At 29.5% G+C, this 16,959-nt stretch carries 19 protein-coding genes; 9 read left to right on the top strand and 10 right to left on the bottom strand.

Features of this window, described 5'->3' with window-relative positions:
• Positions 1–9: 9 nt before the first annotated feature.
• Positions 10–1,821, top strand: a complete 1,812-nt coding sequence (argS, locus tag ACTF45_RS02320; protein WP_438949274.1) for an arginine--tRNA ligase — start codon at positions 10–12, stop codon at positions 1,819–1,821.
• On the top strand, positions 1,821–2,930 hold the full coding sequence (locus ACTF45_RS02315) for a pyridoxal phosphate-dependent aminotransferase (protein WP_438949273.1): 1,110 nt from the start codon (positions 1,821–1,823) through the stop codon (positions 2,928–2,930). The genes argS and ACTF45_RS02315 overlap by 1 nt, the downstream gene beginning before the upstream one ends.
• Here the strand turns inward: ACTF45_RS02315 and ACTF45_RS02310 are convergent.
• From ACTF45_RS02310 to prfB, 6 genes are all read right to left on the bottom strand, one after another.
• Positions 2,927–3,655 carry an MBL fold metallo-hydrolase gene (locus ACTF45_RS02310; RefSeq protein WP_438949272.1) on the bottom strand — a complete coding sequence of 243 codons (729 nt, stop codon included), beginning with the start codon at positions 3,653–3,655 and terminating at the stop codon, positions 2,927–2,929. The two genes, ACTF45_RS02315 and ACTF45_RS02310, sit on opposite strands and share 4 nt — an antisense overlap.
• A 22-nt stretch (positions 3,656–3,677) precedes the next feature.
• Entirely contained in the window at positions 3,678–4,274 is a 597-nt protein-coding gene (locus tag ACTF45_RS02305; RefSeq protein WP_288346457.1) for an anthranilate synthase component II, read from the bottom strand.
• A 7-nt stretch (positions 4,275–4,281) separates the two neighbouring features.
• Positions 4,282–4,698 carry a diacylglycerol kinase family protein gene (locus tag ACTF45_RS02300; protein WP_438949271.1) on the bottom strand — a complete coding sequence of 139 codons (417 nt, stop codon included), beginning with the start codon at positions 4,696–4,698 and terminating at the stop codon, positions 4,282–4,284.
• 23 nt (positions 4,699–4,721) lie between these two features.
• Positions 4,722–5,264, bottom strand: a complete 543-nt coding sequence (ybeY, locus tag ACTF45_RS02295) for an rRNA maturation RNase YbeY (RefSeq protein WP_438949270.1) — start codon at positions 5,262–5,264, stop codon at positions 4,722–4,724.
• Between the two features lie 7 nt (positions 5,265–5,271).
• Positions 5,272–5,454 carry a DUF3285 domain-containing protein gene (locus tag ACTF45_RS02290; RefSeq protein WP_011131820.1) on the bottom strand — a complete coding sequence of 61 codons (183 nt, stop codon included), beginning with the start codon at positions 5,452–5,454 and terminating at the stop codon, positions 5,272–5,274.
• A gap of 4 nt (positions 5,455–5,458) precedes the next feature.
• Positions 5,459–6,581 (bottom strand): peptide chain release factor 2 gene (gene prfB, locus ACTF45_RS02285; protein ID WP_438949269.1). Its coding sequence is split into 2 segments (ribosomal slippage): positions 5,459–6,505 and positions 6,507–6,581, totalling 1,122 coding nucleotides; the frame shifts between segments, so codons are not numbered across the junction.
• A 76-nt stretch (positions 6,582–6,657) separates the two neighbouring features.
• On the opposite strand from prfB, the gene grxC reads away from it, so the two are divergent.
• Positions 6,658–6,912 carry a glutaredoxin 3 gene (gene grxC / locus ACTF45_RS02280; RefSeq protein ID WP_288346453.1) on the top strand — a complete coding sequence of 85 codons (255 nt, stop codon included), beginning with the start codon at positions 6,658–6,660 and terminating at the stop codon, positions 6,910–6,912.
• A gap of 5 nt (positions 6,913–6,917) precedes the next feature.
• Positions 6,918–7,841 (top strand): glutathione synthase, encoded by a 924-nt coding sequence (gene gshB / locus ACTF45_RS02275; RefSeq protein WP_438949268.1) that lies wholly within the window; start codon positions 6,918–6,920, stop codon positions 7,839–7,841.
• Here gshB and ACTF45_RS02270 read toward each other — a convergent pair.
• A complete protein-coding gene (locus ACTF45_RS02270; RefSeq protein WP_288346451.1) occupies positions 7,834–9,231 on the bottom strand; it encodes an isochorismate synthase in 1,398 nt (465 codons plus the stop codon). The genes gshB and ACTF45_RS02270 overlap by 8 nt on opposite strands.
• Before the next feature lie 101 nt (positions 9,232–9,332).
• Between ACTF45_RS02270 and menA the strand changes: the two genes are divergently transcribed.
• The 3 genes from menA to ACTF45_RS02255 are packed head-to-tail and all read left to right on the top strand — an operon-like array spanning position 9,333 to position 12,414.
• The gene (gene menA / locus ACTF45_RS02265; RefSeq protein ID WP_438949267.1) at positions 9,333–10,250 is read left to right on the top strand and encodes a 2-carboxy-1,4-naphthoquinone phytyltransferase; all 918 of its coding nucleotides are present in this window, start codon (positions 9,333–9,335) and stop codon (positions 10,248–10,250) included.
• Positions 10,247–11,212: an o-succinylbenzoate synthase gene (locus tag ACTF45_RS02260; RefSeq protein ID WP_438949266.1), complete on the top strand. Its 966-nt coding sequence runs from the start codon at positions 10,247–10,249 to the stop codon at positions 11,210–11,212. Before menA ends, ACTF45_RS02260 begins: the two co-directional genes overlap by 4 nt.
• Positions 11,209–12,414 carry an AMP-binding protein gene (locus tag ACTF45_RS02255; RefSeq protein ID WP_438949265.1) on the top strand — a complete coding sequence of 402 codons (1,206 nt, stop codon included), beginning with the start codon at positions 11,209–11,211 and terminating at the stop codon, positions 12,412–12,414. The genes ACTF45_RS02260 and ACTF45_RS02255 overlap by 4 nt, the downstream gene beginning before the upstream one ends.
• Before the next feature lie 13 nt (positions 12,415–12,427).
• Here the strand turns inward: ACTF45_RS02255 and ACTF45_RS02250 are convergent, their stop codons facing one another.
• Entirely contained in the window at positions 12,428–12,880 is a 453-nt protein-coding gene (locus ACTF45_RS02250; RefSeq protein ID WP_438949264.1) for an acyl-CoA thioesterase, read from the bottom strand.
• Positions 12,881–12,888: 8 nt separating this feature from the next.
• Entirely contained in the window at positions 12,889–14,076 is a 1,188-nt protein-coding gene (locus ACTF45_RS02245; protein ID WP_011131811.1) for an NAD(P)H-quinone oxidoreductase subunit H, read from the bottom strand.
• A gap of 38 nt (positions 14,077–14,114) precedes the next feature.
• On the opposite strand from ACTF45_RS02245, the gene rsmH reads away from it, so the two are divergent.
• On the top strand, positions 14,115–15,017 hold the full coding sequence (gene rsmH, locus ACTF45_RS02240) for a 16S rRNA (cytosine(1402)-N(4))-methyltransferase RsmH (RefSeq protein ID WP_288346446.1): 903 nt from the start codon (positions 14,115–14,117) through the stop codon (positions 15,015–15,017).
• An 8-nt stretch (positions 15,018–15,025) separates the two neighbouring features.
• Here rsmH and ACTF45_RS02235 read toward each other — a convergent pair whose 3' ends face one another.
• Positions 15,026–16,171: a cysteine desulfurase family protein gene (locus tag ACTF45_RS02235; protein ID WP_438949328.1), complete on the bottom strand. Its 1,146-nt coding sequence runs from the start codon at positions 16,169–16,171 to the stop codon at positions 15,026–15,028.
• A gap of 58 nt (positions 16,172–16,229) precedes the next feature.
• Between ACTF45_RS02235 and ACTF45_RS02230 the strand changes: the two genes are divergently transcribed.
• On the top strand, positions 16,230–16,958 hold the full coding sequence (locus ACTF45_RS02230; protein ID WP_011131808.1) for a response regulator transcription factor: 729 nt from the start codon (positions 16,230–16,232) through the stop codon (positions 16,956–16,958).
• Position 16,959 lies beyond the last annotated feature (1 nt).

The raw sequence follows: 16,959 nt of genomic DNA, 5'->3' as shown, positions 1-16,959 counted from the left end.
TAATAATTCATGCAGGTAATTTTTAAAGAATTAACTAAAAGCTTTGAAGAAACCCTTCTAGAAAGTCTTATAAAAAATGAAAAGAAAGAAGAATTTGAAAAAATTCGTAAAAATCTAATTAATCAAGCATCTAAGGAGGAGTTTGGTGATTATCAATGTAATATATGTCTGGTTTTATCTAAGATTTATAAAAGTAACCCTAGAGAAATTGCTATAGCATTTATTGAGGCCCTCAAAGAAAATAAAAAGATATCTAATTTGTGTGAAGATTTAGAAATTGCGGGACCAGGTTTTATAAATATAAAATTAAAAAATAAAGTTTTGATTGAAGCAATAAAATCTAATATTAAATGCCCGAGAGCTGGTGTTCCTTTATCCCATAAAAATAATAGTCATTCCCAAAAAAAAGTTATCGTAGATTTTTCAAGTCCTAATATTGCTAAAGAAATGCATGTAGGTCATCTAAGATCAACAATTATAGGAGATTCGATCTCAAAAATTTTCGAATTTAGAGGATATATCGTTTTAAGACTAAATCACATTGGAGATTGGGGTACACAATTTGGAATGCTTATTACTCAGCTTAAAGATTTATATTCAAGTGATCTTAAAGAAATAGATAGGATCAAAATTAGCGATTTAGTTGAATTCTATAAAGCTTCAAAAAAAAGATTTGATAATGAAACAGAATTTCAAAAGAGATCAAGAGAAGAGGTAGTTCAATTACAAAGTGGAGATAAAAAATCAATTGAAGCATGGAAATTATTATGTAATCAATCAAGAAAAGAGTTTGATCAAATCTATAAAACATTGAACATAAAAATTAAGGAAAGAGGAGAATCCTTTTATAATCCGTTTTTAAAATCAATAATTGAGGATTTAAATTACAAGAGAATTTTAGTAGAAGATCAAGGCGCAAAATGTGTTTTTCTTGATGGCATGACTAATAAAGAAGGTAATCCATTACCACTTATTATTCAAAAAAAAGACGGTGGGTTTAATTATGCAACTACTGATCTTGCTGCTCTAAGATATCGATTTAATAAGGAACCTTATGGAGATAATGCAGCTAGAATTATTTATGTAACAGATCATGGTCAATCTAATCATTTTGCAGGAGTTTTTCAAGTTGCAAAAAGAGCTAATTGGATTCCTAAAGATTGTGAAGTAAATCACGTCCCATTCGGGTTAGTACAAGGTATTGATGGTAAAAAACTTAAAACAAGAGAAGGAGATACCATAAAACTAAAAGATTTATTATCAGAGTCAGTTAAAAGAGCAAAAGAAGATCTATTAAAAAGATTAGAGAACGAAAGTCGTTTTGAAAATGATGATTTTATTTTAAATACTTCAAAAGTTATTGGAATCGGAGCAGTAAAATATGCCGATTTAAGCCAAAATAGAATCACAAATTATCAATTTAGTTTTGAAAAGATGCTTTCTCTTAATGGAAATACGGCCCCTTATCTTTTATATACACTTGTAAGAATTTCAGGAATTAATAGAAAAAATAATATGACTGAAAAGGCTATAAATTTGGAATCTATTTCATTTAGTCATGATTTAGAGTGGAAGCTTATAAGGAAATTACTTAAATTTGATGAAGTTATAATTTCGATAGAAAAAGACTTAATGCCAAATAGATTATGTAATTATCTGTTTGAATTATGTAAGACTTTTAATAGATTTTATGATCAAGTTCCTATTCTTAAGGGAGAAATGGATACAAAGATTTCAAGACTCACATTATGTGCTTTAACTGAAAAGACTTTAAAATTAAGTTTAGAGCTTCTTGGAATTGAAACCTTAGAGAGAATGTAATGAATGAATTTGATCAAATAAATAATCTTTCACCTCTCCCAAGAAAGGAAATAATAAATATGCAATCTTATTCTGCACCTTTAGAAAACAGAAGAAATTTATTGCGTTTAGATTTTAATGAAAATACTTTAGGTCCCAGTCAAAAAGTATATGAAGCGATCAAAGATATTAATTTAAATCAAATTTCAATCTATCCAGAATATAACTTATTAAAAAAATTTGTATCGAATCACTATTATGAATCAAGGCAATTTGACTCTGAAGAGATAGGTTTGTTTAATGGAGCTGATGCTGCAATAAATGCCATATTTAATTCTTTTGGCGACAGGGATGAAATATTTCTGACCACAAACCCGACTTTTGGTTATTATTCTCCTTGTTCTGAAATACAAGGTATGAGGAAAATAACTTGTGCCTACGAAGGAGAAAACTTTCTTTTCCCAATAAAGCGATTTAAAGAAAAAATTATTAAACATAAACCTAAATTAATATTTATTTGTAATCCAAATAATCCAACTGGTACTGTTTTAAGTGCTCAAGAAATAATTAAATTAGCAAATCTGAATAAAAAATCATTAATTGTCGTTGATGAACTTTATGAGAAATTTAACGGAGATAGTCTTCTTCCAGTAATAGATTTTAAAAAAATTAAAAATATAGTTGTTATTCAATCCCTTTCAAAGACTGCTGGTTTGGCTGGTTTAAGAATTGGCTTTGCCTTCGGACATAAAAGTATAATTCAATATATCAATAAAGTGACAGGACCTTACGATGTGAACAGTTTTGCTGTTACTGCTGCATTAGCTGCTCTAAATGATAAATCTTATATAGATAATTATGTTGCTGAAGTAAAAAAAGCGAGAGTATTAATTGAGAAAAAATTTGAATCTGTGGCAATTAGGAAACATTTTGGTGGGGGAAATTATTTTTTAATTTGGCCAAAAAAAAATCCAGAAATTTTGACAAGACAAATGAGAGAAAAGGGTATCTTAATAAGAGAGATGAAAAACAAAAAAGATATTGAAAATTCTATAAGGGTTAGTATAGGAACTCAAGAACAAATGAGTTTTTTCTGGAGTACTTATAAAAAATTAGATCTTAATAATTAATCTTTGAAAATATAAATAGTATTTTTATCAATTCTTTTTGAATTTATTTCAAAGCTTTTACCAAGATATTTGACTTTAAAATCTTGCATATTTTCGAGAAAAAAGTCAGCATTAGAAAAATCACAATTATCACTAATATTTTTACCTCTCGCAAAATGAACAGGAACAACAATTGAGGGGTTCAATTTTTTTACTACATCTGAGGCCTCGCTTCCGTTATAAGATTTTAATCCTCCTCCTATTGAAATAAACAAAATATCTGGACTAGACAAAATAATTTGACTATTTATATCCATTTCACCAGCAGCTCCACCCATATGGACTATTTTTAAATTATTCTGCTCCCAACTCCAGACCGTAGCCATACCAAACCTTCTTCCCCCAACTCTGTCATGAGGAATCTCAATTCCATTTAATAATATATCTTCGAATTTATAAACTCCAGGTTTTACAAACATCAATTGATCATTTGGATTATATCCTTCATCAGCTAGTTTTGAACTAGCTAAGATAAAATCAGAATTTATCCCTTTTGGCTCATTTAAATCACTTGCACAACCAATAGCCTTAAAAGGATTTATAAGAACTGATTTTTCTTTTCCTTTAATTAAAAAACTACCATGACCTAAACTTTTTAATAACAAATCACCTGCCATAGCGGATGAGGGTATTAAAAATAAAAATAATATAAAAAGGAAAAATTTTTTAATTTTGATAATACTCATAGAAAATTTATATATTTATATTTTACTTCTGTTCAGCCATATTTAGAAAATTACTAATTAATTTATGTCCAAATTGTGTGAGAACACTTTCTGGATGAAACTGAACACCATGTAAATTTTTATATTCTTTATGAGAAATTGCCATAATTGTTGAATCCTCTAGAGTTGCAGTTATTTCGAAACACGAGGGGAGAGATTCTGAATCTACAATAAGACTATGATATCTAGTAGCCACAAATGGGCTATCAATATCTTTGAATAATCCTTTTTTATTGTGAATAATTTTTGAGGTCTTTCCATGCATTAACTCTTTACCAACTATTACTTTACCGCCATAGGCTTGAGCTAATGCTTGATGACCTAAACAGACCCCTAATATTGGTATTTCCTTTGATAAGTTTTGGAGAATTGGCAGACAAATACCTGACTGATCTGGATTCCCTGGACCAGGAGACAATAAAATACCATCGGGATTAATATGACTTATTTCTTCTAAAGTAATTTCATCATTTCTTTTTACTAATAATTCTTTTGTTATGTCATGATCTACTGAAAGCTCACCTAAGTATTGAACAAGGTTATAAGTAAAACTATCGTAATTATCAATAACTAAAAACATATCTTTTTCAATTTAAAAATAATAACTTTATTTTAGGAATAAATAAGCATATACCAATAATAACAGAATTAATTGAAGCTAATAATACAGCACCTGCTGAACAGTCCTTTGCAATTTTAGCGAGATTACTAAACTTTTTTTTAATCACTAGATCAACTAAAGATTCGACTGATGTATTTATTATTTCTAAAGTCAATACAGAAAAGACAGTCACCAGAATGATCAAATAATCGCTTTTATCAATTTGAAGAATGTAACCTATGATTAAACTAAAAAGAGCAAAAAGAACTTGAATTTTAAAATTTCTTGAATTTTTAAATGTATATTTAATCCCATTAAAAGCGTATCTAAAACTTATTAAAAAATTTTTAGATGTCCTATATGAACTTCTTCTACTTTTTAAAAGTTTTGCTTTAGTCTTCATTTATAGTTGATTAATAAAATCTTTCAATCTAATTTTGAAATTAAATATTCTTGAAAATTTAACATATTATCTAATTCATAATCATTATTATGTTTCCATCCAAAAAGATGTAATAATCCATGACTTGCTAACCAGAGCATTTCTTTTTTAATAGAATGATTAAATTCTAAGGATTGTTTAAAAGCCGTTTCTAAGGATATAAATAAATCTCCTAATTCAATAAAATTTAAATTTTTAGTAGTATCTTCATCAGAAATAATTGGGAAAGATAAAACATCAGTTGACCCAGATTTATTCATCCACTTTTGATTAATAGAAGAAATTTGATTATCATTAATAATCTGCAAACTTAACGAAAATCTTTTTTTGTCTAAAATAAAATTTGGAAAAGAATTATCTTTTTCATCTATAATTATTTTAATCCAACACAATAATACTTCTTCCCAAAAACCAGACTCGAAAATAAGATTATCTAGCTTATTTGTAAAATGATTTGATAAATTAGAAAAATCATTACATTTAAAGACTAAATCTATTTGTAAGTCATATAAATCTTTTTGATACATACTTTCATTAAACAGGCATATTAGGCTTTCCTAAAGTAGCTATTAAAATTAAAAGTCCGATCAGAATTAAAAAAGTAATTGAAAAATGAGAAATACTTTTAGAACCCTTCCTAACCATATTTCTCATAGCTAGTTTTATAAAGCTAGGAGGAGAAACTTTTTTTTCTAAATTTTCGTTTTTATTTGCCATAAATTTATTTAATAGACTCTTTAGAAGAAATATTCATACGTAATAATTCATGAATAAATTGATCTAAGCCACCATTAAGAACTGCATCTAAATCGTTAGTCTCTTTCATTGTTCTCAAATCTTTGACCATTTGATAGGGATGAAAAACATAATTTCGTATTTGATTACCCCATGCAGCTTCAACAATATCACCTTTAATATCCGATATTTCAGAAGCTCTTTGTTCTTTAGCTATTACTAATAATTTAGCTTTAAGCAATAACATTGCTTTCTCCTTATTTTGTAACTGAGATCTCTCTTGAGTACATCTTACAGCGATTCCTGAAGGCAAATGTACAATCCTAACTGCTGTTTCTACTTTATTAACGTTTTGTCCTCCAGCTCCGCCTGATCTACTAGTTGTAATTTCTAAATCTTTATCAGGAATATCTAGTGAAATACTTTGATCTAATTTAGGCATGACCTCAACTCCAGCGAAACTAGTTTGTCTTTTACCATTTGCATTAAACGGTGAGATTCTTACTAATCTATGAGTACCTTTTTCGTTTTGAAGATAACCATAAGCATATTTACCATTAACTTCAAATGTAACGCTTTTAATACCTGCTTCTTCTCCATCAGATAAATCAGTAATTTCTAAGCTCATTCCATTATTATCTGCCCATCTTGAATACATTCTTAATAGAATCTCCACCCAATCTTGTGCATCAGTGCCACCTGCACCAGCATTAATAGTGACGATAGCAGCTTCTTTATCATATTCACCACATAATAATCTTTGGAATTCCCACTTATCTAAATTCTCTCTTAAAGTGACTAACCCTTGATGTGACTCAACAATCATTTCTTCTTCAGGCTCTAAGGAATAAAGCTCAAGAGAAGCTTCAGCATCAGAAATGAACATTTTCCATTTATCTAACAATTGAAGTTGATCTCTAACATCATCAAGGTTGAGCATATGTTTTTTTGCATCTGCCTGATTACCCCAGAATTCTGGTTGAGCAGCAATTTGCTCTAACTCTTTTTTCTTAGCTACTAAATTGGGGACGTCAAAGACAATCCTGAGCATTACCCAGGCGCTTTGTTAACTCTGAAAGATCTTTTTTAAATTCTGTTATATCTATCAAAATAGAATTTAATTGTTATTTATAATCTAACAAGCACTTTTATTTAATAGTATAAAGTAAATAATATTTTAAAAAAATGTCTAAAGTTGAAATTTATACTTGGCGATTTTGCCCATTCTGCATAAGGGCGAAATCTTTACTTGGGAAAAAAAATATAACTTTTACTGAACATAAAATAGATGGCGATGATAATGCGAGGGAACTCATGATGGAGAGAGCTAATGGTAAAAGAACAGTTCCTCAAATTTTCATTGATGACAAAAGTATTGGTGGTTGTGACGAACTTTATGAATTAGAAAAAGAGGACAAACTGGACTTATTACTTAATTAGATAATATGAAATTTCTATTTGTGATAGACCCAATAAAAAATATAAATCCATTAAAAGATTCGTCTGCAGCATTAATGCAAGCTTCTTCTAAGAAAAAGATAGAAGTATGGACTTGTACTCCTCAAGATCTAGAGGCAAGAGGAGATGAAGTATGGGCATCTTCTTGGAGAGCTGAAGTTTGTCCATGGGTTTCTTTTAAAGAAAATAAATGTATCCCTCTTGCTGAATTTAATTGTATTTGGATGAGAAAAGATCCCCCAGTCAACGAGGGGTATCTATATGCAACTCATCTTTTAGAAGTGGCCGAAAGAAAAGGAGTAAAAGTTATAAATAAGCCTTCCTCATTACGTGCTTGGAACGAAAAATTAGGGGCATTGAGGTACAGCCATTTGATGGCTCCAACAATAGTTGCAAGTAAAGTAAAAGATCTTATTAATTTTGCACAAATTAATCATGATGTTGTTGTTAAACCACTTGGCGGAAAAGGAGGACAAGGCGTTATTCGTCTAACTAAGGATTCTCCAGGTATTAAAGCAATGATTGAATTAATAACATCGCAAGAACAATTACCAGTAATGATGCAAAAATTCATTCCCGAAGTAAAAGAAGGGGATAAAAGAATAATTATTGTTAACGGTGAGCCAATTGGATCAATAAATAGAATTCCTCAAGGGGGAGACTTTAGGAGTAATTTAGCTATGGGAGGTAAAGCAGAAAAAACAAACCTTACAGCTAAAGAAAAAAAAATTTGTACTGAGTTATCTCAACATTTCAAAGATGAAGGTTTATTCTTTGTTGGTATAGATGTAATAAATGAAATGCTTAGTGAAATTAATGTAACAAGTCCAACAGGATTAAGAGAGATAGAAACTTTATCTAACAAAAGTGTTTCGGATCAAGTAGTTGAAAAATTATTAGAAATTATTTAGTAGTTTTGGCAAGAAATATTTGCTTCACTAAAGATTGAAATTTAAGTTGAATCTCCTCAATTTCTTTTTTAGAGATAGAACCTTTTACTAACCCTGAACCAGCGGTAAATTCTAGATTTTGATCAATATAACGTGCTCCTCTTATGGCTACTCTGAATTCTGAATTCCCTTCAGAATCTACCCATCCTATTGGCGAAGCATAATTTCCTCTAGAAAATGATTCAAGTGTGTTTATCCAATTAATTGCTTCCTTTTTAGGAGATCCACAGACTGCTGGAGATGGATGCAAAACTCTAAGCAAATCAAAAGGGCATATGTTATTAATTTTGGAATATACCAAAGTTTGTAAATGAGAAATATCTCCAAAAGAAGTTACCTTTAAAGAACTTTTTGTATAGTTATTAATCTTTAAAACTTCCAAGGATTTAATTAAATACTCAAGTACATAATTATGCTCTTTTATATCCTTAGAGCTTTCCATAAGAGAATCCGGATTTAAATCACTTGATACTGTTCCAGCAATAGCTTCTAAAACCAGATCAGGCTTCCTTAAAGAAAATAATTTTTCAGGCGATGCTCCAAATATAATATCTTTACTATTTCTCCTCCAAACATATCTGCAAGTATTTGGTTGATTAGTTTTTAATTTTTTTAAAATATTTATTATATTTAATTTATTTTTAAATTCTATTTTGACTCTTGAAGCTAAAACTATCTTGTCAAGGCTACCTTCCTCTACTAATTTAATTCCCTTTTTTATTAATTGCTTCAAATTATTATTTGATAATTCTAAAGAATTCAAAAAATAATTGATCGAAGGATAATTAAAAATATTTTTACTTTTTTGATTTTTTGAATTTAAGATCTGATCCCTTATTGACCATAGTTCTTCAATTAACGTCCTCAAAGAAGATTTACCCTCTACATGTGCATTAATTCTTAACCAACAATTCTTTTTATTTTTAATAATCAATATTTTAGGTAAAATGGCCTCTAGACCAGGAACGTCAAACAAGCAATATTTTTTCTTTAGATTCTCAGAAAAAGAAAAAAAATAAATTATTTTTGAAAGCGCAGAGGTATTCGATTCATCAGTCAAATTTATTAGATTATTAAAATTCTCATCACTAAATTCTTTGGCTACTTTAAATTTTTTTGGCCCTTCTAAAGTTAGATATTTACATTTCTCAAGAGCTATATATGACATTTTATTATCCTCTTCCCAAAAAGAAGAAAAAGAATATTTATCAATAAAAAATTCGTATACATCAAATAAATCAACACAAGGTATCTCAATACAGATACTTACTAATCCGGAATTTACCCCTTTCTTATCGAAATTGGAAAAAACGCCTTTTAAAAAATCTGAAAAGTTTAAATTATTTTTCATCACTTATTGAAAATAACTAAAAATCATGCATTAAAGTAAAAAATGTAACTCAATTTATAAACTATATTTAATAATTATAGTTTTTCTTAACTGGATTAATAATGAATGAAAGAAATAAAAGTTTATGGAAACAAGCAATAAAATGGCCTCTTTATTCAGTAGCAATTTTACCAGTTTTTATTTCAGGAGCTTATACCCTCAACTCTTTCAAAAATGTCAAAATATATAATTTAATTGCATTCACAATCGCTGCAATATTAATACTAATTTGGGAAAATCTAACTAATGATTTATTTGATTCAGAAACAGGAATTGATGAATTCAAATTTCATTCCATTGTAAATCTTGTGCGAAGTAAAACAATAGTTTCAATTACCGCTTATACATCTCTATTAATTGGATTACTAGTAATTGCCATTATTTCAATTTCGACGAGCATAAATGTAATGCTATTAGTCGGCGCTTGCTGCTTCTTAGGATATTTATATCAAGGACCGCCTTTTCGTTTGGGCTACCAGGGTTTAGGAGAACCATTATGTTGGTTAGCTTTTGGCCCCTTTGCTTACGCCGCTGCTTTAATTGCATTAAATCCATCAGATATATACATGATTTCTATTCCTTGGAAAGAGTCATTATTACTTGGTTCAGGATCCTCATTGGCAACCACACTAGTACTATTTTGCTCTCATTTTCATCAGATAAAAGAAGATAAAGAACATGGTAAAAATTCACCTTTAGTTCGTTTAGGAGCGAAAAAAGGAGCTAAAATTATTCCTTGGATAGTTTTTATAATTTATATTTTCCAACTTTTTTTAATAATTAATGGATTTATTCCGATACTTTGTATTCTTTTTCTTATAAGTTTTGCTCAATCATTAAAGCTTATAACTTTGTTGAAATATTCATATAATAAACCTGAAGTAATAAAAAATTGTAAATTTATTGCTATCAAATTCCAAACGCTAAATGGAATTGGATTAATAGCAGGATTTATCATTGATTACTTGATTTATAAATGAACTTAACTTTTAAAAAAAAATCTTTTTTCTTTAAATTATCTTCGAAAGTGGATAATTCAAATACAACATATAACTATAAATCTGGGTGGATAATTAAATTAAAAAATATGGAAAAAGGAGTTGGTTTTGGAGAAGTAAATCCGCTAAGAAAAAAAGATTTAGATGCATGTCAAATACAATTAAATCAGATTCCCAAATACGTAAATTCAAAAAATGTATCTGAGTTAATAAAGAATTTTCACCCTTGCATTCAATCAGCAATAAACTCTGCATTAGCTGAAATTGAAAGAAAAATAAATTTTCAGGAAAATTATTACTTTAATGAAATTGATCAGACAGCTATACTTTTAGATCCTCATAACCCTCTTAAAGAATTAATTATCTTAAAAGGTAATAAACTTTTGAATGAGAAATTACTCACTATTAAATGGAAAGTAGGCATACAAGATAATTTCTCCGAAGAAAAAACTTTAATAGAGATATTAAATCATTTAAAAAGTAATATAAAATTAAGAATAGATGCGAATGGTTCTTGGAAAAGAGAAACAGCTAAAAGATGGGTTGATATTTTGAAAGATATTAAAAATATAGATTGGCTAGAACAGCCTCTTTCTAAAGATGATATTGAGGGTTTAAAAGAACTTAATAAAAAGATGCCAATTGCTTTGGATGAATCACTATTAAAATATCCATATTTGATTAATGAATGGGATGGTTGGCAAATTCGCAGACCTTCTCAAGAAAGAAATCCTATGCATCTTTTAAAAGAGTTAAAAGATAAAAAAGGTTTTAGATCCTTAAGCACTTCTTTCGAGACAGGAATAGGCAGAAGATGGCTTTTTCATTTATCCTCTCTACAGCTATTGGGAGTAACTCCCAAAGTTCCTGGATTGGCTTTAAAAAAAAATCCTAATTCTTTTCTTTTCCTAAATAATGCTCAAAAGATATGGGATCAATTATGAAAAATAAAATTCATATTATTGAAGTTGAAAATAATGAAAAAGAATCTTTAAAAAAAATTCTTAAAAATATAAACGATAAAAAAATAACCTATATAAAAAATAAATCTTATAAAACTGCAGAAATATTAGAGACTATAGATATAGTTGGACCTGCAATTATCTTAAATAGTAGTGGCAGTAGTGGAAAGCCTAAAAAATGCATACATAGTTTAGAAAATCTTAATTCGTCTGCTAAGGCATCTGGAATTTGGCTTGAAAAGCAAGGATTTAAATTACAAAACTGTTTAATTTTTAATACTTTACCTTTGAATCATATCAGTGGTTTAATGCCAATATTTAGAAGCAAAATATGGAGTTGTGAGCATATCAATATTTCTCCTAAATTAATTAAAAAAACCAGGGAATTATTAGTCTTTACTAATGAGATAAAAAAAGAAAATCAACACCTGATAACATCATTAGTTCCAACACAATTAAAAAGACTTTTATCTGAAAAAGATGGGATTAATTGGTTAAAGATTTTTGATTTAATTTGGATTGGTGGTGAATCTATATCTAGTGAAACTTCTCACAAGTGCAGACTAGAAAAAATAAATTTAGCACCCTGTTACGGATCAACTGAAACTGCTGCAATGGTTACAAGCCTAAAACCTAAGGAATTTTTAGAAGGGATTGATAATGTTGGAGAAATACTATGTGATATAAATTTAAGAATTAGTAAAAAGGGTTTAATCCAAATCAAATCAGAAAGAATAGGAATTGAATTGCTTGAAGCTTCTAAAACTAAAAATTTCAAAGATAAAAATGGTTGGTGGGAAAGCAGTGATTTGGGAGAAATCCAAGAATTGAATGATTCTTCTTATTTAAAATTTATTAGAAGAATAGATAATGCTTTTAATTCTGGAGGTGAAATAGTTTTTCCAGAAGTAATTAAATTACGATTAAGTAAATTTATCTCAAATGAAAAAATTCCAATAGAAAATTTGAAGATTTCAAATATACCTAATAAAGAATGGGGAAATAAAATAGAAATCAACATTTATTTTAAAAAACAAACTTCTAAAACAGATATTGAATATTCATTAAAAATATTAAAAAACTTTTCTAAAAATTGGCCAAAACATGAAAGGCCTGAAGCTTGGATAATTGGTAAAAATCAATCAAATTACATTAAAAAATCTAATTTTATATTTGAAAAATAGTAACTCATGATAATTAACACTCTTTTAAATTCGTATTTACATTGGAAGCCTCTATCCACCTCTCCAGTTGATCAGGTAATTTAACTTTCAATTTTGAATCAACATCTAAAGAACAATGGATGATTTTTCCTTCAGCGACATTAATTTCATCCTTTAAAAAAAATGTATTTACTTGAAATAAGTGATTATTAATTTTTTTGGGGAATATCTTAATTGAAAGTAAATCGCCAATCTTAATAGGTGATAAAAAATTAGCTTCGCAATTAACTATGGGACATATAATTTGATTTTTATTAGAATTAGCATCGGGGAAAATATCCTGATGAGGAATACCATATATATCTATACTTTCTTCCCAACTTTCATGTGCCCATCTTAAAAGGTTGTGAAAATGTATCACTCCTGCAGAGTCACAATCACCAAACCTTACTTTCCTTTTTAAAATCAACCAATTTTTAGGTTTCATTAAAAGGTTTACCTGTCTACAGAACCCATAATGACGTCTATTGAGCCAAGAATTGCCATAATATCAGCTATTTTTGCTCCCTTTAGAATATGAGGCAATATTTGAAGATTATTTAAATCAGCAGCTCTAATTTTAAATCTCCATGGTGTAACTTCATTATTTCCTTGAATGAAAACTCCTATTTCACCTTTCCCAGATTCTAATCTTGTATATAATTCTCCATTAGGGATCTTAAAAGTAGGCGCAACTTTCTTAGCTACATATTGATAATCCATGCCAAATATCTCACTTTTTTTATCCTCTGTAGCCATGCGTTTAGCTTCTAAATTTTCTGTTGGGCCTCCAGGAATCATTTCGCAAGCTTGACGAATAATTTTTAATGATTGTCTCATTTCTTGAACTCTTACTCGATATCTGGCATAACAATCACCTTCTTTTTCGGAAGCAATTTCCCATTCAAAATCGTCATAACATTCATAACTATCAACTTTTCTCAAATCCCAAGAGACTCCAGAAGCCCTAAGCATTGGTCCAGAAAGTGACCAATTAATTGCTTGATCTCTTTCTATGGTTCCAAGACCTTCAATTCGTTTTTTGAATATAGGATTATTTGTTATTAGTTTTTCATATTCATCAATCTTTGGAGCAAACCAATCACAAAAATCAATGCATTTTTCTAACCATCCGTAAGGCAAATCACAAGCTACACCACCTATTCTAAAAAAATTATTATTTATCAATCTTTGTCCAGTAGCAGCTTCCCAAAGGTCATAAATCATTTCTCTTTCTCTAAAAATATAGAAGAATGGAGTTTGAGCTCCTACATCTGCTAGAAATGGACCTAGCCATAAAAGATGATTTGCAATTCTATTGAGCTCCAACATTAGAACTCTTATATAACTGGCCCTTTTGGGTACAACAATATTCGCCAATCTTTCTGGTGCATTTACTACAATAGCTTCATAAAACATTCCGGCAGCATAATCCATTCTGCTTACATAAGGTACATACATAACGTTTGTCCTGTTTTCAGCTATCTTTTCCATGCCTCTATGCAAATATCCAATTACGGGCTCACAATCTATTACGTTCTCGCCGTCAAGGGTTACAACTAACCTTAAAACTCCATGCATAGATGGATGATGAGGGCCAAAGTTGACCACCATCGGTTCTGTTCTAGTCTCTAGTTGAGCCATTAATAATTTAACCTCTTTTTAAATCTTAGTAGAAAGTTATGCAAACTGACCTTTCTGATTCATCTTTATTCAATCATAAGTCAGTGATGACAGATGAAATTTTAGTTTCTGTAGATCAATATCCATTAATATCAGACAATAAACTAACAGCGATAGATGCAACTTTAGGTGGTGGTGGACACTCATATCAATTATTAAAAAAATATCCTGATTTAAAAATAATTGGACTAGATCACGATCCATTCGCTAGAAAGTCAGCATTCATAAAACTTGAAGAATTTAAATCGAGGATTGAAATATGTCCCTCAAATTTTGCTAACTTTGAGCCAAAAGAAAAAGTTTCTTTTGTAATAGCAGATCTTGGAGTCAACAGTAATCAGATAGATAACCCACAAAGAGGATTTAGTTTTCAAAAAGATGGGCCTTTAGATATGCGAATGAATCCGTTACTTAAGATGAATGCTGAGGACTTAATTGAGACTTTAAATGAAAAAGATCTGGCTGATTTAATTTTTAAATTTGGTGATGAAAGATTATCACGAAAGATTTCTAGGAGAATCAAAAAAGATTTACAAGAAAAAGGCAAATATTCGGGTACAAAAGATTTAGCTTATTCAATTGCTGGTTGTTTCCCACCCAAACAAAGATATCGAAAAATTCATCCTGCGACTAGAACATTTCAGGCACTAAGAATTGCTGTAAATAAAGAAATCGAAGCACTAGAAAGATTTTTAGAGATTTCTCCAGATTGGCTATTACCTGGGGGAATAATTTCAATTATTAGCTTTCATTCAATAGAAGATCGGCTGGTGAAAAATTCTTTTAAGGGTGATGAAAGATTAAAAAATCTTACAAAAAAACCAATTACACCAAATGAAAAAGAAATTGAAAATAATAAAAGATCGCGAAGCGCAAAATTAAGAATTGCTCAATTAAAATAATTAAAATCTCAGCGTAATAATTTAATAGAATCTGTAATTATCTCAATTGATTTTTCTATATCTTCTTTAGTAGTCATCAAACCAATACTTAATCTTAATGAAGCCTCTGCTTCTTTAAAAGATCTTCCTAGAGCTAGTAATACATGCGAAGGCTCACCATTACTACACGCTGACCCACTAGAACAGATTATTTTAGATTTCAAACTTTTATGCAATTTTGAACCGTTTACATCAAGTACTGTCAGATTCAAATTATGAGGTAATCTTTCCTTCATTGACCCATTTATTTCAACTCCAGAATTATTGCCTAATAATCCCTTCAAAAGTTTATTTCTATAAAAAAGAAATTTCTGGATATTCTTTTTTTGATTTAAAACTGCTATCTCTATTGCTTTAGTAAAACCTACTATCAAGGGTAATGGCAATGTTCCTGATCTTAAACCAAATTCTTGACCTCCTCCTAAAAATAAAGGCTGCAGCTCAATATCTCTATCAATCAAAAGTATTCCTACCCCTTTAGGACCATATATTTTATGGGAGCTTATTGTTAACATATTTGCTACTGAATCAAGGCTATCAAACTCCAGAAAACCTAAACATTGTGCATAATCAGAATGGAGAACTATATCCCTTGAACCACATATTTCTGATATTTCCTTCAAAGGCTGAATAACTCCTATTTCGTTATTTGCCATCATGATGCTTACCAAAAATGTATCATCTCTTATACAGCTAACAAATTTTTCTTCTGAAACTAAACCATCTTTTTCTGGACTAATTTCAGTAATATGAAATCCCTCTTTTCTTAATTGATCTAGGGGCTCTAATACAGCTTTATGCTCAGTTTTAAGAGTAATAATATGACCATAATTTTCTGTTTCTTTAAAATGTTTCCTTGCAAAACCTAGCAAAGCTAAATTGTTAGATTCTGTTGCTCCACTAGTAAAAATTACTTTCTTTTTTTTTAGAGATAAATATTCTTGTATTTTTTCTCTTGAGACTTCTAATATGGCACTTGCATTAATGCCTGCTAAATTTGATTTACTCGAGGGGTTAGAAAATATTTCACTCCAATAAGGTGCCATAGAATTTACAACCTCCTCTAAACAAGGGGTTGAAGATTGATAATCTAGTAGTATGGGAGTTGAAAGCATCATATTTAGTATATAAAATTATTTTTAAGCTAAAGAAAATTTAATTCAAAATTAAAAAATGAATGACACTAATCAAATAAATAATGAAGCAATTAGAAAATCAAAAATTTTATTGGTAGATGATGAGCCTGGTTTAAGAACAGCTGTAAAAACATTTCTCGAAGACGAAGGATTTGAAATTTTTATTGCTGTTGACGGAGAGGATGGATGGGAAAAAGCTCAAACAATTTTCCCAGATCTAATTATTAGCGATATTATGATGCCGAGATCAAATGGTTATGCTTTATTAGAAAAAATAAGAGAAGATGAAAAGCTAGGAGGTACTCCAGTTATTTTTCTTACAGCAAAGGGAATGACTTTAGATAGAACCCAAGGATATCTTGCAGGTATTGATGATTATATTTCTAAACCCTTTGATCCAGATGAATTATCTGCAAGAGTTAAAAATGTAATTAATAGGCAAGAGCGATTACTTAAAGAAGCAGCCCGATTTGCTGATATTGATGTTAGTAAAATGGCAAAACAGATCACTGAAATAAAATCTATGCTTACAGATCAAAATCCACTCAATAAAGAAAATTCTATTGATATTCCAAGTTTTACGCCAAGAGAAGCAAGCGTACTTCAACTCGTAGCAGAAGGTCTTATGAATAAAGAAATTGCCAGACAACTTGAAACCTCTATTAGAAATGTTGAAAAATATGTAAGCAGGCTTTTTATAAAAACAAGTACATCTAGCAGAACCGAATTAGTCCGTTATGCACTTGAGAATCACCTAGTAAAGTAAT

The sequence above is a fragment of the Prochlorococcus sp. genome (genome assembly GCF_965655815.1).
GTDB classification, from domain to species: Bacteria; Cyanobacteriota; Cyanobacteriia; order PCC-6307; family Cyanobiaceae; genus Prochlorococcus_A; species Prochlorococcus_A pastoris.
The sequence above is the reverse complement of the archived record's forward strand: the minus strand, read 5'-3'. Positions and strand labels throughout refer to the sequence as shown.